Origin of the sequence: Sphingobacterium sp. lm-10 (genome assembly GCF_023554555.1) — a bacterium.
Classification (GTDB): domain Bacteria; phylum Bacteroidota; class Bacteroidia; order Sphingobacteriales; family Sphingobacteriaceae; genus Sphingobacterium.
Map to the genome: position 1 here is coordinate 504,319 of NZ_JAMJWC010000001.1, position 22,901 is coordinate 527,219.

Annotated in this window: 11 protein-coding genes; all 11 read left to right on the plus strand. The window is 45.8% G+C overall.

Translation table 11 applies throughout. From position 1 onward, the window contains the following. The first annotated feature begins 2 nt into the window (after nucleotides 1–2). The 11 genes from M8998_RS01955 to M8998_RS02005 all read left to right on the plus strand — a co-directional run bounded on the left by M8998_RS01955 (nucleotide 3) and on the right by M8998_RS02005 (nucleotide 22,899). Nucleotides 3–2,000, plus strand: coding sequence for a RagB/SusD family nutrient uptake outer membrane protein (locus M8998_RS01955; RefSeq protein ID WP_249990310.1), 1,998 nt, complete (start codon nucleotides 3–5; stop codon nucleotides 1,998–2,000). Nucleotides 2,001–2,288: 288 nt separating this feature from the next. Beyond that, complete coding sequence (locus M8998_RS01960; protein WP_249990311.1) at nucleotides 2,289–5,477, plus strand: glycoside hydrolase family 2 TIM barrel-domain containing protein; 3,189 nt, start codon at nucleotides 2,289–2,291, stop codon at nucleotides 5,475–5,477. A 5-nt stretch (nucleotides 5,478–5,482) separates the two neighbouring features. Further along, entirely contained in the window at nucleotides 5,483–7,492 is a 2,010-nt protein-coding gene (locus M8998_RS01965; RefSeq protein WP_249990312.1) for an alpha-L-arabinofuranosidase family protein, read from the plus strand. Between the two features lie 40 nt (nucleotides 7,493–7,532). Next, the gene (locus tag M8998_RS01970; protein WP_249990313.1) at nucleotides 7,533–9,905 is read left to right on the plus strand and encodes a glycoside hydrolase family 127 protein; all 2,373 of its coding nucleotides are present in this window, start codon (nucleotides 7,533–7,535) and stop codon (nucleotides 9,903–9,905) included. A gap of 2 nt (nucleotides 9,906–9,907) precedes the next feature. After that, nucleotides 9,908–10,906: a glycoside hydrolase family 43 protein gene (locus M8998_RS01975; protein WP_249990314.1), complete on the plus strand. Its 999-nt coding sequence runs from the start codon at nucleotides 9,908–9,910 to the stop codon at nucleotides 10,904–10,906. A 25-nt stretch (nucleotides 10,907–10,931) separates the two neighbouring features. Further along, nucleotides 10,932–12,836, plus strand: coding sequence for a glycoside hydrolase family 43 protein (locus M8998_RS01980; protein WP_249990315.1), 1,905 nt, complete (start codon nucleotides 10,932–10,934; stop codon nucleotides 12,834–12,836). Between the two features lie 30 nt (nucleotides 12,837–12,866). Beyond that, complete coding sequence (locus M8998_RS01985; protein ID WP_249990316.1) at nucleotides 12,867–15,380, plus strand: glycoside hydrolase family 2 TIM barrel-domain containing protein; 2,514 nt, start codon at nucleotides 12,867–12,869, stop codon at nucleotides 15,378–15,380. 60 nt (nucleotides 15,381–15,440) lie between these two features. Then, nucleotides 15,441–16,577: a glycoside hydrolase family 88/105 protein gene (locus tag M8998_RS01990; protein WP_249990317.1), complete on the plus strand. Its 1,137-nt coding sequence runs from the start codon at nucleotides 15,441–15,443 to the stop codon at nucleotides 16,575–16,577. Between the two features lie 12 nt (nucleotides 16,578–16,589). Next, on the plus strand, nucleotides 16,590–17,831 hold the full coding sequence (locus M8998_RS01995) for a DUF2264 domain-containing protein (RefSeq protein ID WP_249990318.1): 1,242 nt from the start codon (nucleotides 16,590–16,592) through the stop codon (nucleotides 17,829–17,831). A gap of 185 nt (nucleotides 17,832–18,016) precedes the next feature. Then, the gene (locus M8998_RS02000) at nucleotides 18,017–19,573 is read left to right on the plus strand and encodes an alpha-N-arabinofuranosidase (protein WP_249990319.1); all 1,557 of its coding nucleotides are present in this window, start codon (nucleotides 18,017–18,019) and stop codon (nucleotides 19,571–19,573) included. A 197-nt stretch (nucleotides 19,574–19,770) separates the two neighbouring features. Next, nucleotides 19,771–22,899, plus strand: coding sequence for a SusC/RagA family TonB-linked outer membrane protein (locus M8998_RS02005; protein ID WP_249990320.1), 3,129 nt, complete (start codon nucleotides 19,771–19,773; stop codon nucleotides 22,897–22,899). Nucleotides 22,900–22,901 lie beyond the last annotated feature (2 nt).

Below are 22,901 nucleotides of genomic sequence, written 5' to 3' on the forward strand. Positions count from 1 at the left end.
TCATGAAATTAAAGAATCAATTTTTTACGAAATATATGCTCCTAATTGGAGCGGTGGCGAGTTTGAGTTCCTGTGAGAAGTTTCTAGATATTGAACCACCTTCTCAAATCATTCCTGAAAATTACTTGGAAGAAGAGAATCAATTGGCCGCCTACACCATCGCACGTTATACAGAATTATTTCCATCACATGGCAATTGGTCTTACGGTACTTTCGGTATTGATGGAGGCACCGATAACATGGTTACTCCATCGGTCAACAATCGTTATGTACCTGGGCAGCAACGCGTCGAAGCAAGTGGTGGAGAATGGAGTTTTACGGCGATTTTTCAAGCTAACTATTACCTCAATACCGTCGTCCCCAAATGGCAAGCAGGAACTATTTTCGGAACTTCCGAAAACATTGCGCATTACGTTGGCGAAGGCTATTTCTTGCGTGCAATGGCCTATTTTCAAAAGCTGCAAACGGTAGGAGATTTTCCTATTCTGAAAGCAAATATGAACGATAGCGATCCAGAGATTCTAGTGCAAGCAAGTCGCCGATCTCCTCGCAATGAGGTAGCTCGTTTTATTTTGTCCGACCTGGATTCTGCCATTATGTTACTAAAAGTGCAGGCTCCCGGCGGTCGTAAGCAGCGCATCGCTAAGCACGCGGCACTATTGCTTAAATCTAGAGTAGCACTGTACGAAGGTACTTGGTTGAAATATTTTAAAGGCTCGGCATTTGTGCCGAACGGTCCGGAGTGGCCGGGTACAAGCAAAGCGTTTACTAGTAATTATCAATATCCGTCTGGTGGGATCGATCAGGAAATCGACTTTTTCCTCACGGAGGCCATGTCTAGCGCGCAAGTAGTGGCAGATGAAGTCGCCTTGGTAGAAAATACAGGCATCATCGAATCTCCAGCCAATGAAAATCCATATTTCAATATGTTTTCGGCAGTGAATATGTCGGGTTATAGTGAAGTGTTGCTTTGGCGAGAATACAGCCAAAGTGTGGTAACGCATAATGTTCCTGTAAATGTGCAGACGGGTAACTATGCCGTTGGCACCACGCGCAGTATGGTGGAAAGTTTCCTGATGGAAAATGGCTTACCGATCTACGCCTCCGGTAGTGGGTACCAGGGAGATGATTTTATCGCCAATGTTCGCGCCAATCGCGACGGACGCTTAAACCTATTTTTAAAAGAGCCTAATCAGCGGAATGTATTGCTCAATAGAGGTGCAGGCAATTCGGAAGTAGCCGTAGAACCGACTCCACAAATCTTGGCTACGAACTGGGAACAAAAATATACGACCGGCTATGCGTTGCGGAAAGGATTATCCTATGATGCATTACAATTAAACAATGGGCAGGGATATACCGGAAGCATCACGTTTCGCGCAGTAGAAGCCTACCTAAACTATATCGAAGCTTGCTACGAGAAGAATGGCAACATCGATGGCAAAGCACAAGGCTATTGGATAGCCATTCGCAATCGTGCGAAGGTAGATCCCGACTATACCAAAACAATTGCTGCAACAGAGATGAGTAAAGAAGCCATGGATTGGGGTGCGTATTCTGCGGGCAACCTGATCAATCCAACGCTGTACAACATTCGTCGTGAGCGCCGTACGGAATTGATGGCCGAAGGCTTGCGTTGGATGGATTTAAAACGCTGGCGGGCAATGGATCAAATGATTCAGACGCCTTACCATTTCGAGGGTTTCAAATTGTGGGGCCCTATGAAAGATTGGTATAGTGCGAACGCATTGGTGTTTGGCGCATCCAATAGTAATGCCATCGTTTCCGACCCTGCACGTAGTGCGTATTTAAGACCTCTAGAAATTCAAGGCAGTTCTCTAGGATACAACGGAGCACGATTTACCATGGCACATTACCTGGAGCCAATTGCCGCATTGCATTTTATCCTCACATCGGCAGATAATAGCGCAGCAACCTCTGTGATTTATCAAAATCCAGGATGGACTACCGCCGGAGGTACTGCTCCTAATGGATTCTAAAAGATCGTTTTTATAGTTGTTTATTTGCCGCAGACCATGATCACATGGTCTGCGGTTTTGTTTTAGCGGAATTTCTTTTCTACTGTTCTGTAGATTTAGTGCATGTCTGTCATGCATTCTTTACCATGTAAATCGTAGGGACTCGCCTTAGGTCAATATACACCCTATTTTGGTTAAAAATGTCCCCCTTCACAGCGCGCTTTAAGCTTTACCTTAGTGGCATGAGCTTCAGCTAACCTGTTTTCGTTATTTCGCGACGTACGGCGAAAGTGCTCATTTTTAATCGATATGAATAACAAATTATATACAAAACTCATTTTTATTATCCTATCAGCTGTCGCTTACTCTGGTGCACTGGCGCAATCAAGCGTCACGTTAACTGGATCCGGCGATCCCAAAGTTATTCTATCTGATGCACAACGCAAAGGCATTCCTTGGTTGGATGAGACCATCGTTGAAGTCAACCGTTTACCCATGCGTAGCGATTATTTTGTCTTCGAGAATCAATCAGCTGCTGATAAAGGAGATTGGACTTTGTCCAAAAATTACCAAAGCCTCAATGGATCCTGGAAGTTTAAGTGGGTAGAAGCGCCTGCTGATTTACCAGAAGGTTTTGAAGAAGCTACACACGACGACAGTAAATGGCCAACATTTCAAGTTCCAGCAAACTGGGAGATGAATGGGTATGGCTTTCCGATGTATACCACTTCCGGTTTTGAATTTACCTATCTCATCGGGCGACCCAATCCGCCGCACGTACCGATGGATTTTAATCCCACTGCCATATACCGCCGCGAAGTGGAAATTGGCGATGATTGGACTGGCAAAAACATCACGCTGCACATTGGTGCTGCAAAATCTAATTTGTCGGTTTGGGTAAATGGAGAATACGTCGGTTATGGCGAAGACAGTAAGTTGCCTTCCGAATTTGATGTTACTCCATTTTTGAGGAAAGGTAAAAACAGTATTGTCCTTAAAATCATGCGTTGGGGAGTAGCCAATTACTTGGAAGATCAAGATATGTGGCGATTGAGCGGCATCACACGGGATTGTTATCTGCTGGCGCGCAACAAAGAGTATATCTACGACGTGGACATGGTGCCTTCACTAAATGACACCTACGATCAAGGCCTGCTGCACGCTCAGGTGAGACTGAATCAAGCGACAGATAAAGGGCATCGCGTCGCATTTGTACTGACTAGAGGAAAGGAAACCATCGGGCATCAAACGGTTCCAGTAGGTAACTCAGCTGTTGTCAAAGCAGCAATAGCGGTTGCCAAACCTGCGCTGTGGACAGCAGAAACTCCTAATCTCTACAAAATCACCACGACCTTACTAGATGCGCAAGGCCATGTGTTGGAAGTAATTCCTACTAAAATTGGTTTCCGAAAGATCGAAATCAAGAACGGACAATTCTTAGTCAATGGCCAGCCTATATTAATAAAAGGAGTCAATCGGCACGAGACCGATCCAAAGACTGGACAAGTCATCTCGAAGGAATCCATGATCAAGGATATAGAGTTGATGAAAAAGTTCAACATCAACTCGGTTAGAAATAGCCATTACCCCAATGCAGAATATTGGTTGGAATTGTGTGACCAGTACGGACTGTACGTCATCGATGAAGCCAATATCGAATCTCATGGAATGGGATACGATCTTTCGTACACCATGGCTAATCGCCCGACTTGGGAAAAAGCGCACGTTTCGAGAGTAACACGATTGCAGGAGCGCGATAAGAATCACGCGAGTGTGGTCATCTGGAGCATGGGCAATGAAGCAGGCAATGGTTATAATTTCTACCGAAGTTATGTCGCTATGAAAGCGCGTGATACGACGCGCCCGGTTCAGTACGAGCGTGCGGTAGTGAATTACGGAGAATTGCGATTCGACTGGAATACAGATCTGAATGTACCGATGTACGCCAGTCCCGACGCGATGAAAAACTATGTAAAGCGCTATCCGAACCCCACAAAACCATTTATACAGTGTGAATATGCACACGCGATGGGCAATTCACTCGGCAACTTCAAAGATTATTGGGATATTATTCGAGAAAATAAAGGGCATTTTCAGGGAGGATATATCTGGGATTTTGTAGATCAGACATTTCAGAAGATCAACGAAAAAGGCGACACCGTCTATACCTATGGTGGAGATTATGAACCAAAGGAGGCGATCACCGACTGGAATTTTGCTTCCAAAGGCATCTTCTATGCCAATCGCACACCTTATCCGCATGCTTGGGAGATGAAAAAGGTCTATCAGGATATTCACACCAGCTTATCGGGCGATGCAGCAGTTAATATTTACAATGAAAAGTTTTTTACAGACCTCAGCAATGTCAAAGCCGAGTTTGAAATCATTCGCAACGGCAAAAAAGTATCTTCTTGGAGGGTCGATCAATTGTCGGTTGAACCACAAGATACCATCATACTACCATTTGAATGGGATAAGAAATTGGATGGCGAGACATTCCTCAACGTAACTTATCGCCTCAAAAATGATGAACCATTACTACCTGCCAATCATATTGTAGCAACAGAACAGCTGGCTTTAGGAGGCAGGTATTCGAATACGATTGAAGTAGCAGCGCAGTCAAAAATTTCGGCTTACGAAGACCAATCCGGCATCGTTGTCGAATCGAAAGATGTACATCTAGTTTTCGACCCCGCTACGGGAGCACTGATCAAATATGTGCACAAAGGAACCGCTATGATGGAGGACACTTACGCGTTTAAAGCGAACTTTTGGAGAGCGCCAAATGACAACGATATCGGAGCCAAAATTCCAACAAAATTAGCCGCCTGGAAAGCCGCTATACAAAAAGCAGTATTGAAGGATCTTCACTTTGAAGTGAAAAATAATTTGGCTTACGTTACTGTTTACCAGCAGCTTCCGATAGTTTTTGCTAATTTAGAGATAAATTATGTCATCAACGGTGCGGGAATGATGTCTGTTTCGCAGACCATCACCGTCGATTCCACGCAAGAAGTAAGCGTACTGCCGAGGTTTGGCATGCAGTGGATTTTACCAGCCGGATTCGAGCAGGTAGAATACTACGGGCGCGGGCCACACGAAAATTACATCGATCGTAATTTCAGTGCACACGTAGGCTGGTACCGACAAACGGTGGACGAGCAGTACTTCCCGTATGTGATGCCCAACGAGACCGGCAATAAGACCGATCTTCGTTGGTATAAGTTAACCAATAAGAAGGGCCGCGGATTATTAGTAGCGTCGGATAGCCTGTTTAGCGCCAGCGCGCTCCATTATTTTGATGAAGATTTGGACGATGGCGAAAAGCGCATACAACGGCACGCGGCCGACCTAGAAAAGCGTCCACAGACGCAATTGAATATTGATTTGAAACAAATGGGAGTGGGCGGTATCAACAGCTGGGGAGCATGGCCGTTGACACAATACCTTATCCCGTATCAAAATTATACTTTTAACGTTCTCATAAAACCATTGTAAAACCTATGATATTGACCGGAAAACGTAACAGCTACCCAACCTATTTGCTAAAAATCGTATTGCTTGCTGTGATTCTACAGACGCATCCACGTGCATTTGCGCAGGAGCAAAAGACTTTTGTGATTGATGCTAGTCGGCCAAAAGGAGATATTAATCCTAATATGTGGGGCATCTTCTTCGAAGATATCAATATGGGAGCGGATGGCGGTATCTATGCCGAGTTGATCAAAAATAGATCGTTTGAGTTTTTTCGGCCAATGATGGGTTGGAAAAAATTGGGTAAAGCAAACGAAGCGAACATGACCATTCTGAATCGGCAAGAAGATCAGCATCAGGCAAATCCGCGCTATCTTCGAGTAGATACACGAAAGGTCGATTCGCTGATTGGCTTGCAAAATGAAGGCTTTCGTGGCATAGGTATCAAAGAAGGTTTGGCCTATGATTTTTCCCTGTTGTACCGACAGCCCAATGCCGGCATTCGACTCAAAGTGGAATTGCTGGATTCACTGGATCAGGTAATTGGCCAAGCCGAGTTCCAACCCAATGCCACAAAAGATAATTGGCAAAGTGGAGAGGCGCGTCTGACCGCCCAAAAAACGGATCCAAAAGGATCTTTTAGGCTGTGGTTTGAAGGGGAGGGAGTCATCGATCTGGATATGATTTCCTTATTTCCCGAAGATACCTGGAAAGGACGTAAAAAAGGTTTACGTGCGGATATGGTACAAGCCCTGGCCGACCTTAAACCCGGGTTTATCCGCTTTCCGGGCGGCTGTATCGTCGAAGGATTTGATCTTTCGCAGCGTTTTCAGTGGAAGAAGACGGTCGGCCCGATAGAAGATCGCCAGTTGATCATCAATCGCTGGAATACGGAATTCGCACATCGTTTAACACCAGATTATTTCCAAACATTTGGTTTAGGTTTTTACGAGTACTTTCTCATGGCAGAAGACATAGGGGCCGAGCCGCTGCCTATTCTCAACTGTGGTATGGCTTGTCAATTTAACACGGGAGAACTCGTACCCTTGGATGAGCTGGATCCTTACATACAGGATGCAGTGGACCTCATCGAATTTGCTAATGGCTCGGTGGATACGCGCTGGGGGAAACTACGTGCCGAAATGGGGCATCCAGAACCATTCAACCTAAAATTGCTGGGTGTGGGCAATGAAAACTGGGGTCCACAGTATGTAGAACGTCTGGCCATTTTTCAAAAAATATTGAAAGAAAAACATCCAGAAGTAGAGATCATTGCGAGTGCAGGACCATATTCAAGTGGCGAATATTTTGAATACTTGGATAAGGAGCTGCGCGCGATGAAAGTAGATATCATTGACGAGCACTTTTACCAGGAGCCAAAGTGGTTTTTAAACAATGCATCGCGCTACGATGACTATGATCGGAAGGGACCAAAGATTTTTGCAGGCGAATATGCCGCGCACAGCCGTAAAGCCACCGATGCGGAACAGCGAAATAATTGGGAAGCAGCCTTGTCTGAAGCCGCCTTTCTCACCGGTTTGGAACGCAATGCAGATGTTGTGCAACTCGCGTCTTATGCGCCGCTATTTGCGCATATCGATGGTTGGCAGTGGAATCCGAACTTGATCTGGGTGGACAATATGAACGTGTATCCGACGCCAAGTTATTATGTACAAAAAGCCTATTCGACCAACCCGGGCACGCAGATCATACCGCTTCTTGAACAAGAGGAGCCGGTTGCAGGGCGAGATAGCCTATATGCATCGTCTGTGTTGGACAATGTACATAAACAAGTAATCATCAAAGTGGTCAATACCAGTGCTACCGCAAAACAAGTATCATTCACGGTAGACGGCATAAAGAAATTAGCAAAATCTGCACAAGTTGAAATCCTAACGATAGATGATCCATTAGCCTATAATCCGGTCGGACAGCAACGTCAGGTTATGCCGAAGGAATCCACTCTTCCACTGAAGAAAAATACCTTGGATCTTGCTATGCAGCCCCAATCGTTTTATCTAATTAAAATAGCCTATTAGTAATATATAAATCGCCAGCGTCATGTATAAGAAATCTAGGATGAATTGGATAATAGCTGTTTTTAGTCTTTCGGCATTGGAAGCGATCGGGCAGCATCATGCGGTTACCTTGTTTCCCATTAACCAGGTACAGCTATTAGAAAGTCCTTTTTTACGCGCACAATCGCTTAATTACCAGTACTTGCTCACGCTGGATGCGGATCGCTTATTGTCGCCGTTTCTTCGAGAGGCTGGGCTACCGCAAAAAGCGGCTAGCTATCCCAATTGGGAAAGCTCTGGATTAGATGGCCATACTGCCGGTCATTATCTTTCGGGATTATCCATGCTGTATGCCTCCACCAAGAGTAAGGATATCGGCGATCGCCTGGAGTATTTGCTTGCGGAATTAAAACGCTGTCAACAAGCCCTGGGATCCGGATACATTGGCGGCGTACCCGGCAGTGCAGCACTTTGGCGGGAAATTAAAGCAGGAGACATTCGTGCCAATAGTTTTGATCTCAATGGTAAATGGGTGCCATTATACAATATTCATAAGACCTTCGCGGGTCTTAGGGATGCCTATCAGATTGCCGGTTATGAAGACGCTAAGAGCATGCTGGTCGATATGACCAACTGGGCAGTTGACCTAACGGAAGGACTGAGTGATGAGCAGATGCAGGATATGTTGAGAAGCGAGCATGGCGGATTACATGAAGTATTTGCAGATGTATCTGCTTGGACTCATGATCCGGCTCATAAGCGATTAGCGAAACGCTTTACGCAGATCTCTTTTCTCACGCCACTGCTAAACCAACAAGATCAGCTGACGGGAATGCATGCGAATACCCAAATCCCTAAAGTAATCGGTATACAACGCATTGCCGAGCTGGAAGGCCTAGAATCATGGCATGAATCTGCCCGTTTCTTTTGGGAAACGGTGGTAAAGCATCGAAGTGTGGCCATTGGTGGAAATAGCACCTATGAGCATTTTCATCCATCAGATGATTTTTCCAGTATGGTAAAAAGTGTGGAAGGACCAGAAACCTGCAACACCTACAATATGCTGAAGCTGAGTGCCCAGCTATTCCAGCAAACGGCGGATGTGCGCTACGCCGACTATTACGAACGCGCACTTTACAATCACATGCTGTCTTCCCAACATCCCGAACACGGGGGCTTAGTTTATTTTACACCCATGAGACCAGCGCATTATAGAGTGTATTCCCAGCCGGAGACCAGTTTTTGGTGCTGTGTCGGCTCCGGATTAGAAAGCCATGCGAAGTACGGCGAGTTTATTTACGGAAGTAGTGAGCAGAACTTGTATGTCAATCTGTTCATTCCGTCGGTATTGGATTGGAAGCAGAAAGGCATTCGCATAGAACAAAGACATCAGTTCCCAAATACAGATACGATTCATCTCAAAATAAATACCACCGAGTCTAAAGATTTTGCCCTACATCTACGAAAACCATCCTGGTCAAAAAGGGAGCTAGTCTCCCTTTTTGTTAATGGGCAAAAACAAATGGTGGAAGAAAGCGACAATGGCTACCTAACGCTCGAAAGACGCTGGCAAGACGGAGATGAGGTACAGCTAGTGCTGCCGATGCAGGTAGGCGTGGAAGAGCTTCCGGATGGCTCGCATTACGTCGCATTCCAGTACGGTCCTTTGGTACTGGCGGCAAGTGCCGGCGATGCCGGAATGACCGGATTATTGGCAGATGACAGCCGTGGAGGACACATCGCCAAAGGCCCGCAGGTTCCCGCTACAGAAATCCCCATACTGGTGGGCTCGAAAGATCATTTAAAGGACGCTGTCGAATTAATTTCTGCTCGCGAGCTTCGTTTTGCGTTGCAAACGAATAGCCCAACAGGCGGGAGGCAAACGCATGAATTAAAGCCCTTTGCCGAAATCCACGACACACGATACCTCTTATACTGGCCTTATGCCACGACTAGTACAGAAGCAGAGCAGCAATCTGCGCAGGCAAACGATGCCTATTTAGAAAGGTTGGAAGAGCAAACGATAGATCAGGTGCGCGTAGGCCAGCAACAGCCCGAATCCGATCATGCGATTCGTTTTGAAAAGGCAACCACAGGTGCCCAAAACGGCATACAGTGGAGGCAGGCCAACGGCTGGTTTAGCTATCAATTACGTAACCCATCCAGCGAAGCGAAATACCTGTATATCCGTTATTTTTCGGAGGAAAAGCACGATTTTACCATTACGGTCAATGGTGTTAAAGTAGCCGATATTAAATCGGAAATAGTGGGAAATGCCGTTCAAGATCAGATCATCGCATTGCCACCGTCGGTAGCATCCGAGCAAGAGATCACGCTTCGGGTAGAAGCCAATCCTAACAGCACTACTGCAAAGTTGACCGATATTCGATTAGTAAAAAGCCATCCTTCGGATGGCGCGATAACCAATTTTTAAGCATGAGTATAAAAGTAAGTACAAAGCAGAGAATATATTTGCGTACATGGGCAGTAGGTATCTTTCTTGTCGGGGCACTTTCTCCAACCTTCGCACAAAACACCGAAAAAAAGGAAGTAAACACCTTTAGAGCCAGTGGCAACCCGATTATTAAAGATAAGTATACCGCCGATCCGGCTGCGCTCGTAAAGGGCGACACCCTCTGGTTGTACGTCGGCCACGATATGGAAGGAGGGCAGACCAATTACAAAATGAAAGATTGGTTGGTCTACTCCACGACGGATCTTCAGCATTGGACGGAATACGCTGTACCATTGAAAATTACAGATTTTTCCTGGGCAAAGAGTGGAGATGCTTTTGCAGGGCACGTCACCGAGAAAGACGGCAAATATTACTGGTACATTAGCACCAATTGGTCGGGCATCGGCGTGGCCGTATCGGATTCTCCGACGGGACCATTTAAAGATGCCCTGGGCAAACCACTATTAACCAACGATGATTGCTTCGCATCCAGCCATGCCTGGGCGTGTATCGATCCTGCGGTACACATAGATGGCGACGGACAAGCTTGGATATTTTGGGGTAATCGAGAATGTTATTACGCCAAATTGAAGGATAATATGATCGAAATTGATGGTGAAATCAAGCAAATGAAGTTTGATCAGCTCGATTTTACAGAGGCGCCATGGGTACATCAGCATGCCGGAAAATACTACCTCACGTATGCCACGGGATTTCCAGAAAAAATCGCTTACGCTATGGCCGACCGGATGGACGGGCCATACGAGTATAAAGGCATTCTGAACGAGATCGCAGGCAATAGCAACACGAACCATCAATCTATTGTCGAATTTAAGGGGGAATGGTATTTTATCTACCACAATGGTGCTATACAGACGGATGGCGGTAGTTTCAGCCGCTCGGTGTGCATCGATCGCCTGTTTTATAATGAAGATAATACAATCAAACGGATCCAGATGACATCCGAAGGCATAAACTAAATTTTTTGAACTAGTTCTAATTGAAATGAAAATCCTAATTACCCTCTTAGCCTACTTTTTAAGCAGCGCTTTGCTGCTGGCGCAAGCTTACAAATCGGGTCCTGTGGAGAAAGATTATGCGGGCTATTTGTTTGCCTATTTCAAAGGTAATGCGGTGGAAGACGAGGCCGTTTGTTTCGCCGTAAGCACCGATGGCTATCAATATCGTGCGCTCAATAACAATCAACCGGTGTTGAATTCATCGGAGATCAGTTCGACAGGCGGTGTTCGAGATCCGCATATTTTGCGGGGAGAAGATGGGAAATCCTTTTATATGGTATTGACCGATATGACCTCGAGTAAAGGTTGGGATTCTAACCGCGCGATGGTGCTATTGAAGTCGGAGAATTTAGTCGATTGGAAGCACAGTATTATACATGTTCCAACGCGCTTTGCAGGGCACGAGGATTTGAAACGTGTATGGGCGCCACAGACCATCTACGATCCCGCGGTCAACAAATACATGGTGTACTGGTCTATGCAGCACGGCGACGGGCCAGATATTATTTATTACGCGTACGCGAATGCAGATTTTACCGATCTGGAAAGCGAACCAAAGCCCTTGTTTATCCCGAAAAATCAGAAGTCCTGTATCGATGGTGATATCATGGCTAAAAATGGCCTTTACTACCTTTTTTACAAAACCGAAGGGCATGGCAATGGCATTCGGCTAGCGATCACGGATTCATTGACCTCCGGAAAATGGGTGGAGCAGCCAGGGTATAAACAACAAACTAGAGATGCCGTAGAAGGATCCAGCGTATTTAAGTTGAATCACTCAGACAAGTATATTTTGATGTATGATGTATACGGAAAAGGTAAATACCAGTTTTGTGAAAGTGTGGATTTAGATGTGTTTAAGGTGATAGACGAAGAGATCAGCATGGATTTTCATCCAAGACATGGATCCATCATACCACTATCGCGCTCCGAGTTAAAAGCGTTGACCGATCGTTGGGGAGTTCCAGAGGACATCCATTTGCCCACGCCCAGCAATCCGGTTTTAGATGGCTATTACGCGGATCCGGATATTATCTATTCGCATAAGGATAGTAAATATTATCTGTATCCAACCAGTGATGGATTTGACGGCTGGGGCGGTTACTATTTCAAAACTTTTTCATCGACCGATTTGAAAAACTGGACGGATGAAGGCGTTATTTTAGATTTGAAAAAAGACGTTTCTTGGGCAGATCGCCATGCCTGGGCACCAACCATTATCGAGAAGAATAACAAAGGGAAATACCAGTATTACTACTACTTTACAGCAGCACAAAAGATTGGTGTGGCGGTTGCAGATAATCCGCAAGGACCCTTTCGCGATTCGGGAAAACCACTCGTGAACAGCAAACCGGAGGGCATACAAAACGGTCAGGAAATCGATCCGGCGGTGTTTTACGATCCTAAATCAAAGAAAAACTACTTGTTCTGGGGCAACGGTTATCTGGCCGTAGCGGAACTAAATAAAGATATGATCTCGCTCAAGCCAAATACGACCAAAGTGCTGACACCGACAGACGGTACATTTCGAGAAGGTGTATTTGTCATTTACCGCGAAGGAAAATACTATTTCTTATGGTCGGAGGATGACACGCGAAGCCCAGATTATCGCGTGCGTTATGGAATCTCAGATTCGCCCATGGGACCGATTCAAATACCAGAAAACAACCTGATCTTATCGAAAGATGAGGCAAAAGGCATCTACGGAACAGGGCATAATTCGGTCATACAAGTGCCGGGAAAAGATGAATGGTATATCGTATACCATCGCTTCTCGTATCCCGATGGCATTAACATGGGAGATGCCGCAGGTTTTCATAGGGAAGTGGCTATCGATGAGTTGCGTTTTGATGATCAGGGCTTAATCTTGCCGGTTTTTCCCACTAATTAAATTTTTTTGATAAATAATACCTAAAAAACGATGTTCCTAAGAATAGCATATTTCTTGATTTCCCGCCTTAGTGCGTGTTTATTGCTGATGATCAGCAGTAGTACGCTATTGATAGCGCAACCAGACTTTGGTCACGCTAAAAAAATAAATACAGACTGGCATTTTAAGTTGGGGGATCAGAAGGAGGCTGCGACAGCCCAATCATTGGATCGTTCGTGGCGCCCTGTTCAATTACCGCATGACTGGAGCGTTCGGCAGCCCTTGAGTCCAAACTTGGCCAGTGCCACAGGCTACCTGTCGGGCGGGATAGGCTGGTACCGCAAACAGGTATTCGTCGATGCCGAAAAGCAAGGCCAGCAGCTGTACATTTATTTTGAAGGCGTATATAATCGAAGCGAGGTATTTATTAACGGTCATTCCTTGGGGAAAAGACCCAACGGCTATGTTTCCTTTATGTATGACCTCACACCACACTTAAAATATGGTGCAGAAAATACCATCGCGGTGCGGGTAGATCATACCCAAGATGCAGACTCCCGCTGGTACACTGGATCGGGAGTCTATCGGGATGTATGGCTGGTGCAGGCGAATAAGGTGCACATCGAACCCTGGGGCTTATACGTCTATCCCGAAGTACAGAAAAATAAAGGTGCGTTGAAGATTGAAACACCGGTACAAAATCATACCGATCAGACCGCTAACCTACAGGTGATCCATGAGCTGTTGGATGCTGCTGGTAAAACGGTGACCAAGAAAACTACGAAATTAAATGTCCCGAAGAACGGAAGCCAAACGGTGCACAGCACGTTGGATGTCCGCGATCCCGCGTTGTGGAGTCTGGACAATCCAAACCTATACACACTAAAAACGACCATCTTACAAGGAGATCAAGTCGTGGATGAGTCTGCCGTACGTACCGGTTTTCGAACGTATACCTTCGATCCGAATAAAGGCTTTGCCCTTAACGGTATCTGGATGAAAGTAAAAGGCGTTTGTGTGCATCACGATGCCGGAGTATTAGGTGCAGCAGTGTATCCCGAAGTGTGGCGCAGACGATTGCAGCAGCTCAAATCTATGGGTGTAAACGCGATACGTACCAGCCACAATCCGCAGGCAAGTAGCTTATATGCACTGTGTGATGAATTGGGTTTGCTGGTGATGAATGAGGCGTTCGACGAATGGCAGTTTCCGAAGCGAAAGTGGCTTTCGGGCTGGAATGTCGGTACGCCAGGTTTTCAGGGAGCGTATGATTATTTCGAAGAATGGGGCGAGCGCGATTTAGCCGATATGGTGCGTCGTGACCGAAATCACTTATCCATCTTTGCCTGGAGTATCGGTAACGAAGTAGATTACCCGAACGATCCGTATTCGCACCCCGTATTGGATGGGGGGCAGGGAAGCGGCTTTACCCAACCGATTTTCGGAGGTTACCGGAAGGATGCACCAGATGCCATGCAATTGGGTGATATTGCGAAGCGTTTAGCGGCAGTGGTGCGCCAATACGACCAATCCAGACCAGTAACCGCCGGTTTAGCGGGCGTCGCCATGTCCAATGAGACCGCTTACCCAGGGGTATTGGATATCGCAGGCTACAACTATACCGAAAGCCGCTATCAAGAGGATCACGCCAAATATCCGGAAAGAGTGATCTATGGTAGTGAAAATCGCCATGATTATGGCGCTTGGAAAGCAGTACGGGATAACGAGCATATTTTCGGACAGTTTCTATGGACAGGTATTGATTATTTGGGTGAATCTGGCCGCTGGCCTTCCCGCGGTTTTTATTCTGGATTACTGGATTTTGCCGGTTTTATGAAGCCACGCGGCTATTTCCGTCAATCTTTATGGTCAGAAAAGCCTATGGCTTTTCTAGGCACCTATCCAGTACAAGGCGGTGGCGCAGCTACGGACACGTGGTCGATGTTAGAGGCGGAGCAAGGTGGCCAAAAAGATCAGGCACCTTCCATGGATGCTTGGCCAGTTTGGAATTACCAACAAGGACAGCAAATACGTGTCGTATCCTACAGCAATGCGGCTAAAGTATATTTGACCCTCAATGGGCGTAAAGTTGGAGAAGAAAAAGTGGCGGATGAAGGTCATGGCATCGTGTATTGGGATATTCCTTACGAGCCGGGAACGCTTACCGCGATTGGATTAGATCAAGATGGTCGTGAAATCGCGAAATACAATCTGCAGACCAGTAAAAGATCCTTTGCATTAAAGGTGATAGAAGGAGCGAATCAATCGGTGAAAGCGGAAGGTGGACTGGCACAGATTGCCCTGCAAGTCGTCGATGAAGATGGTATACCTGTTCCAATGGCGGATGATGAGATTACCTGTCAAATTGTAGGACCGGCTACGTTACTCGGTATGGAAGCGGGAAACAATAGTGATATGTCTGATTATACAGACCACCAGCAACGCGCCTTTAAGGGGAAAATGATGGTTTATGTACGCGCTGATGGCAAGCCTTCGGACGAAATTCGCGTGCGGCTGACAGCACCTTGGCTGCAAAGCGCAGAAGTAACTATACCACTTCAATAAATACATCATAAAGAAAGGAGGATAGACAAGTTCACCTTTCACCGTGAAATAGATAAGGATATGAATTGGACGAAAAACATCGCTATTATAGCGTTCGTGTTAGTTTTTACAGCCTGTGCTGGCAAAAAATATGCGATTGATCAGGTCGATAAAGAGGAGGTTTTAGCATCTATTCGTCTGGTCAATACGTATTGGCAAACCAATAACAAACCGCAGAATTGGGCATTTTGGGATGAAGCCGCGTATCATACCGGAAATATGGCCGCTTACAAAGTGACGAAAGATTCTGCCGCGTTGAATTATAGCGTGATATGGGCAGATTACAATCAGTGGAAGGGTGCTAAATCCAATAATCGAGAAGACTGGAAATACAGTTATGGAGAAGGTGATGACTATGCGTTGTTTGGAGATTGGCAGATTTGTTTTCAGACGTATATAGACCTTTATCTTATCCATCCTGATGAGGTACGTATCCGTCGCGCCAAAGAAGTGATGGGATACCAAATGTCTACGCTGGTAAACGATTATTGGTGGTGGGCAGATGGCTTGTATATGGTCATGCCGGTGATGACGAAGTTGTACACCGTTACTAAAAACCCCTTGTATCTTGATAAGCTAAATACCTATTTCCGCTATGCAGACAGCCTGATGTTTGATCAAGACGCGCATCTGTATTATCGGGACGGCAAGTACCTTTACCCAAAGCACAAGAGTGCAAATGGGAAGCGTGATTTCTGGGCGAGAGGAGATGGCTGGGTTTTGGCCGGGTTGGCTAAGGTGCTAGCCGATTTGCCGAAAGACTACAAACATCGCCCATTCTTCGAACAGCGTTTCCAACAATTAGCTAAGGCAGTAGCCAATGCGCAACAACCGGGTGGTTATTGGACGCGTAGTTTGCTCGATCCCGAACACGCTCCTGGTCCGGAAACAAGTGGTACCGCCTTTTTTACCTATGGTTTGCTTTGGGGAGTGAACAATGGTTATCTAAACGCAGCAGAATACTTGCCTGTGGTTGATCGCTCGTGGCGCTATTTGCAAGATGTTGCAGTTCAGGCAGACGGTTCGGTTGGCTATGTGCAACCGATCGGCGAGAAAGCCATTCCGGGTCAAGTGGTTGATCAAAATTCTACTACTAATTTTGGAGTGGGCGCTTATTTGCTTGCCGCCACGGAGCTTTACAACTATTTAGATCAATAAAAAAATCAAGGGATGAAGAGGAGATTTGGGGTATTGGCTGGATTGATATGTTTGATTTCCAGTACTTCTTTTGCCCAAAACAAAAGCGTAAACGTTGTTAAAAATACGACCGAGTCAGATCGACTATTTTGGCTAGCAGAAATGGACAAAATGGTGCGCCCAGTCATTCAAAGTCTCGCGCAGGACAGCTTAAAGATCAGCATGCCACGCGTCACCTCCAAAAATGTAGACAATAGGGAGCATCGTATTCAGGTGCAATACTTGGAGGTGTTCGGAAGGGTAGTGGCAGGTATAGCGCCCTGGCTACAGTTAGAAGGAGGTTCCACCGAAGAGCTGACTTTGCGAAAGCAATATCGCGCTTGGGTCATCCAAGGATTTAAACATGCTTTAGATTCGAATGCACATGATTTTATGCGTTTCGATATAGGTGGTCAGCAATTGGTAGATGCCTCTTTCTTAGCGCTAGGGTTGATCCGCGCACCGTGGATTTGGGAAAACCTGCCTGAACAGACAAAGACAAAACTCGTGCAATCCATTCAAACCACGCGCCGTTTTCTGCCTGTTTATTCCAACTGGTTGTTGTTTTCGGCAGTCAACGAAGCTTTCCTCGCAAAATATGCAGACTCCTGGGATGCTATGCGTGTGGATTATGCACTACGACAATTTGAACAATGGTATGTCGGCGATGGCCTATACAAAGATGGAGAGCATTTCGCATTTGATTATTACAACAGTTACGTCATTCATCCTTACTTAGGTGCGCTGGCCGATGTAATCAGCACGAAGACCAATACCTACAAACACATGTTTGAAGAAATTGGAAAACGTAACCAGCGCTACGCCGAGATTCAGGAGCGCCTGATTCACGTAGATGGCACTTATCCGGCTTCGGGTCGTTCGGTGATTTATCGCGGAGCAGCTTTCCATCATTTGGCGGACATGGCTTTCAAAGGTCGTTTGCCAGAAAGTTTGGCCGCAGCACAAGTACGCAGCGCGTTGACAGCGGTATTACGCAAAACGGTAGAAAGTGCTTCTACCTATCAAAATGGCTGGTTGACCATCGGCTTGTACGGCGCGCAAGAAAGTTTAGGCGATTTTTACAATAATCAAGGCAGTCCGTATTTGGCAACCACGCTATTTCTTCCTTTAGGGCTACCAGAGAGCCATCCATTTTGGTCTGATGCTGCACAAGCCTGGACATCCCAGAAGATATGGACGGGCCAGCAAGTCGGTAAAGACCATAGCATGCACTAAAATAGGCTAACTTTTCTTACTAAAATCACGCCTTCACCATCCATCTTTGACGAATATACCCCCTCATTTTGGTTTAGATTACCATCGTGTGTTACCGTCAGTTTATGGATATTTGTAGATCAACTAGCCTATAGCCATAGCCACGAAAGGCTATCTTAAAACATAAACTGCAAAATTATAAACACATGATGAAGACGATTAATAAGCCAGTCTTGTTTCTTTTCCTGATTGCATTTACCAGTAACTGGGTTTGTGCGCAAAAAGCAACCACCACAGTTACCATGCACACGGCATCCAACACGACCATCAGCAAGCATATTTACGGCCACTTTGCCGAACACTTGGGGAGATGCGTTTATGGAGGGTTTTATGTAGGAGAAGATAACGAAAGCATTCCTCATACAGCAGGTGTGCGTAACGATGTGGTTGCAGCACTCAAGAAATTACAGATACCTAATTTACGATGGCCGGGCGGATGCTTTGCAGATACCTATCATTGGAAGGACGGTATTGGCCCTAAACCTAATCGCCCAACGATGGTAAATAGCTGGTGGGGAGGAGTTACGGAAGACAATAGTTTCGGTACGCATGATTTTTTAAACATGTGTGAATTGTTGGAAACCGAACCTTATCTCGCGGGAAATGTCGGAAGCGGTGAAGTGCAAGAGCTCGCCGACTGGGTGCAGTATGTGAATCATGCGGGCGAAAGCCCGATGGCAGATCTAAGGCGTAAAAATGGCCGTGAAGAACCTTGGAATGTTAAATTTTGGGGGGTAGGAAATGAAGCCTGGGGTTGCGGTGGCAATATGACTGCGGCATACTATTCGGATGTGTATCGAAAATACGCCACCTTCATGTCGGACTGGACAAATACAGGCGGATTATATCGCATTGCTTCTGGAGCGAATGTAGACGATTATGAGTGGACAGAAACGCTCATGAAAAACATTAAACACAATTTGGTGGAAGGATTAGCATTGCACCATTATGCTAATGTGGAATGGAACAGCAAAGGTCCGGCGACAGGATATTCTGATACACAATATTTCAAAACCATGCAATCTGCCTGGAAAATGGATGAATTGGTGCGCAAGCACTCCGCGATTATGGACAAATATGATCCCAAAAAGCGCATCGCTTTGGTCGTGGATGAGTGGGGTGGATGGTACGAAGTAGAAGAAGGTACTAATCCTGGTTTCCTGTATCAACAGAATACCATGCGCGATGCGATGATTGCTGGATTAACACTTAACGTGTTCAACAATCATGCAGATCGGGTGCGGATGGCGAATTTGGCGCAGACGATTAATGTGTTGCAGGCCGTGATCCTGACGAAAGACGACAAGATGTTGCTCACGCCAACCTACCACGTGATGGAAATGTATAAAGTACATCAAGATGCACAGCTGATTCCACTGACGGTGGAAAGTGCGCTATATACTTTTGAAGGAGAAACATTGCCTGCTGTACATGCATCTGCTTCGGTAAGTAAGGATGGTAAAACCCATATCAGCATGGTGAATATCGATGCGACAAAACCACAGCGTGTGGATATAAATGTTGGAAAATTCGGAGGCAAGTTTTCGGGAAGAATTCTAAAATCTGCTACCCTAAACGATCATAATACCTTTGAAAAGCCAGAAGCAATCCAACCAATAGCGTACAAAGATTTCACCCAAAAAGGCGAACAACTCTCCCTTGAATTGCCACCCTTCTCTGTGGTCGTTTTGACCTTAGATTAAGTAACTATTCCGCTTCCCACGTTGTCCAACTTAAAACCCTGATTTCTAAGTTGGACAACGTGTTTTTTTCCTCTGTAAAAGAGAAAATAGTTCGACATATTACACCATCTTTTTTGATCAATTCCACCCCCGCAAATGCAATTTAGAAGTTGAATATTTGTCTAACTAATTGCTAACAGACCTAAATTTCTACTTCAATGAAAGACTTAAAGATTCTTCTATGTTGTCTTTTTTTATGTTGTGCAAATTCGCTATTTGCCCAACAGCGCACCATACGAGGCACCGTGGTGAAAGAAGATAATACCCCCTTACAAGGCGTCAGCGTCAGCGCCGAAAAAACAACCGATGGCGCTACGACGGATAAAGACGGTCAATTTGAGCTTCGTACCGATGGTACGACATTGATCGTCTCCTTTATTGGTTACAAAACGCAAAAAATCGAGATTGGAAGCCGCTCTTCCTTTAACATTACTTTGGAAGATGACGACCAAACGATTGATGATGTCGTAGTGGTCGGATATGGAACGCAGTCTCGTCGAAACTTGACAGGCGCTGTAAGCGATATCAATGCAAAAGAGATTGTACGCACATCGTCGACGACCACCGCTGGCGCATTGGCTGGTAAGATTCAGGGTATCTCGGTGCGCGCACAAGACGGCAGACCTGGACGTGGTGCGGCCTTGGAAATCCGTAATATGGGTAGCCCACTTTTCGTAATCGACGGGATACCTTACGGTGGGCAAACCGGAAACGATTGGGTCGGATCTTCCAACGTATCCGGACAAGATGCCTTTAACGCGTTAAATATCGAGGATATTGAAAACATCACCATCCTAAAAGATGCATCGGCAGCGATCTACGGATTGCGGGCGGCCAACGGTGTGGTGCTCGTGACGACCAAGAAAGGAAGCAAAGGCGAATCGGTACGCGTTAATATCAATGGTTACATGGGCTGGCAGAATTTGACTCGCTTCCCAACCTTGGCCAATGCCGCACAATATACACGTGCTCTGGTAGAAACGGCGCAAAATGAAGGTGGAAATCCTTCTGCTGTGATGACGCGGGAAGAGCTCGCGAAATGGCAAGCTGGTACCGAGGCCGGATACCAGGGCTATAATTATTACGATATGATCGTGCGCAAAAATATTCCGCAGAACTATATCAATGCCAATATCAATGGAAGTAGCGCTAACTCCAACTATTTCCTTTCAGTAGGTAACCTGAATCAGGATGCCATGATGGAAGATTTCTCCTACAAACGCACGAATTTACAAGCCAACCTAGAGACTACCATTCTAAAAGGATTGACCGTGGGTACTCAAATCTCTGGCCGCCAAGAATACAGTCAGGATGTGGGTTTGCCAGGTGGAGATGGGTATTTTGCTTCTTTCCTAGCGCTGTTTAGAAACAGGCCAACCGTAGGACCTTATGCGAACGATAATCCGCTGTATCCGAACCATGTGAATGACTTCGCGTATAACCCTGCCATCTTTAGTCGCGATATCGCCGGATACAAGGATAATCGCTATAGAAATGCTAATGTGAACTTATTTGCACAGTATAAAACGGACTTTGGCCTTTCAGCCAAAGGAACAGTGTCGTACAACTATACTAATAATAAGTTCGATGGTTTCCAGTATTCGTATGATGTATTTACCTACGATCGGGCCAACGATGCGTACAACCGTACCCACGGTACTGATTCGCGTTGGCGTTATCAGACCGAGCGCGAAGTGGTAGCGCGATATGCACAATTTCAACTAGACTATACCAAAGATTTTGGCGATCATCATCTATCAACGACCTTAGGATATGAACGCTCGGATTGGGATCGTAATTACCAAGCTGTGGGCTCTAACCCTACCAACAACTACATCCCGCTACAGCAATTGGATCAGTTGAATAGTTTTGGCGATGGTTGGGATTATGAAGCACGTGCAGGTTATATCGGAAGGATCAATTATAACTATAAAGGAAAGTACCTATTGGAAGTATTGGGTAGATACGACGGCTCCTACCTGTATTACGAAGACAATCGTTGGGGAATTTTTCCGGGCATGTCTGCCGGATGGCGTGTGTCGGATGAGGCATTTTTCGAAAGCCTGAAAGGTACCATCAACGATTTGAAATTTCGCTTCTCTGTTGGTCAAACCGGTTTAGAGCAAGGCGTAGCGATGCATGGCTATTTAGCAGGCTATAACTGGAATCAAGGGAATGCCATATTGGATGGAGCCTACGTTCCTGGTTTGCAACCTCGTGGATTACCCATTCGAAATCTTTCTTGGGTGAAAAACACCAATTATAATATCGGTATGGATCTGGCGATGTTTGACAACAAATTGACTTTTACGGCGGATGCCTTTAAGATTATCCGTTCTGGAACACCAGCGCAGCGATACGATGTGTTACTTCCTTCCGAAATCGGGTATGGATTGCCACCAGAAAATTTAGGCAAAAACGGATATTACGGTATCGAAGGCATGCTAACCTATAGTAGTAATGTAGGCGAGTTCGGATACGTGGTCAGTGGAAATGTGACCTATTCGCGTTACCGCAGTATCGAAACCTACAAGCCGCGGTTTGGGAGTGCTTGGAACGAGTATCGTAATTCTATCGAAGACCGTTGGGGTGGCGTTTGGTGGGGCTACCAGGTAGAAGGTCGATTTGAATCGGAAGAGCAAATCCGTAACCACCCGATTAATAACGATGGACAAAATAATCGGACACAACTTCCGGGAGATTTCATCTACAAAGATGTGAATGGTGATGGCGTGATTAATGGATTGGACGAACGCCCCATCGGTTATCCGACAGGTTGGGCACCAATGCTGAGTTTTGGTGGGCGCATCGGTTTGAATTACAAAGGTTTTGACTTGAACCTGGACTTCGCTGGTGGCGCTATACAATCTTGGAATCAAGATTATGAATTGCGTAATGCGTTGCATGGAGGAGGTAACTCTCCAGCCTATCTTTTAGAAGATCGTTGGCATCGTGTTGATCCTTACGACCTGAATAGTGAGTGGATTCCGGGTTATTATCCCGCCATACGTAATGGTAACTCAGGGCCAAATCATCGGAACAGCGACTTCTGGTTGACTAATGTGAGATACCTGCGCGTGCGGAATATGGAACTGGGATACACCTTTGCACAGGGCCTAGCATCCAAAATTGGTTCGAGCAAAATTCGAGTGTATGTCAATGGCTCTAACCTATTTTCATTTGATAACGTAAAACGTTTTCAGATAGATCCGGAGATTTCGGCTCCAGCGGCCGTGGTGTATCCACAGCAGAAGGTAATTATGGCAGGTTTCAACATCACATTTTAATG

Coding starts and splice junctions, on each gene's coding strand:
- M8998_RS01955 (WP_249990310.1), top strand. CDS start 3: ATGAAATTAAAGAATCAATTTTTTACGAAATATATGCTCCTAATTGGA.
- M8998_RS01960 (WP_249990311.1), top strand. CDS start 2,289: ATGAATAACAAATTATATACAAAACTCATTTTTATTATCCTATCAGCT.
- M8998_RS01965 (WP_249990312.1), top strand. CDS start 5,483: ATGATATTGACCGGAAAACGTAACAGCTACCCAACCTATTTGCTAAAA.
- M8998_RS01970 (WP_249990313.1), top strand. CDS start 7,533: ATGAATTGGATAATAGCTGTTTTTAGTCTTTCGGCATTGGAAGCGATC.
- M8998_RS01975 (WP_249990314.1), top strand. CDS start 9,908: ATGAGTATAAAAGTAAGTACAAAGCAGAGAATATATTTGCGTACATGG.
- M8998_RS01980 (WP_249990315.1), top strand. CDS start 10,932: ATGAAAATCCTAATTACCCTCTTAGCCTACTTTTTAAGCAGCGCTTTG.
- M8998_RS01985 (WP_249990316.1), top strand. CDS start 12,867: ATGTTCCTAAGAATAGCATATTTCTTGATTTCCCGCCTTAGTGCGTGT.
- M8998_RS01990 (WP_249990317.1), top strand. CDS start 15,441: ATGAATTGGACGAAAAACATCGCTATTATAGCGTTCGTGTTAGTTTTT.
- M8998_RS01995 (WP_249990318.1), top strand. CDS start 16,590: ATGAAGAGGAGATTTGGGGTATTGGCTGGATTGATATGTTTGATTTCC.
- M8998_RS02000 (WP_249990319.1), top strand. CDS start 18,017: ATGATGAAGACGATTAATAAGCCAGTCTTGTTTCTTTTCCTGATTGCA.
- M8998_RS02005 (WP_249990320.1), top strand. CDS start 19,771: ATGAAAGACTTAAAGATTCTTCTATGTTGTCTTTTTTTATGTTGTGCA.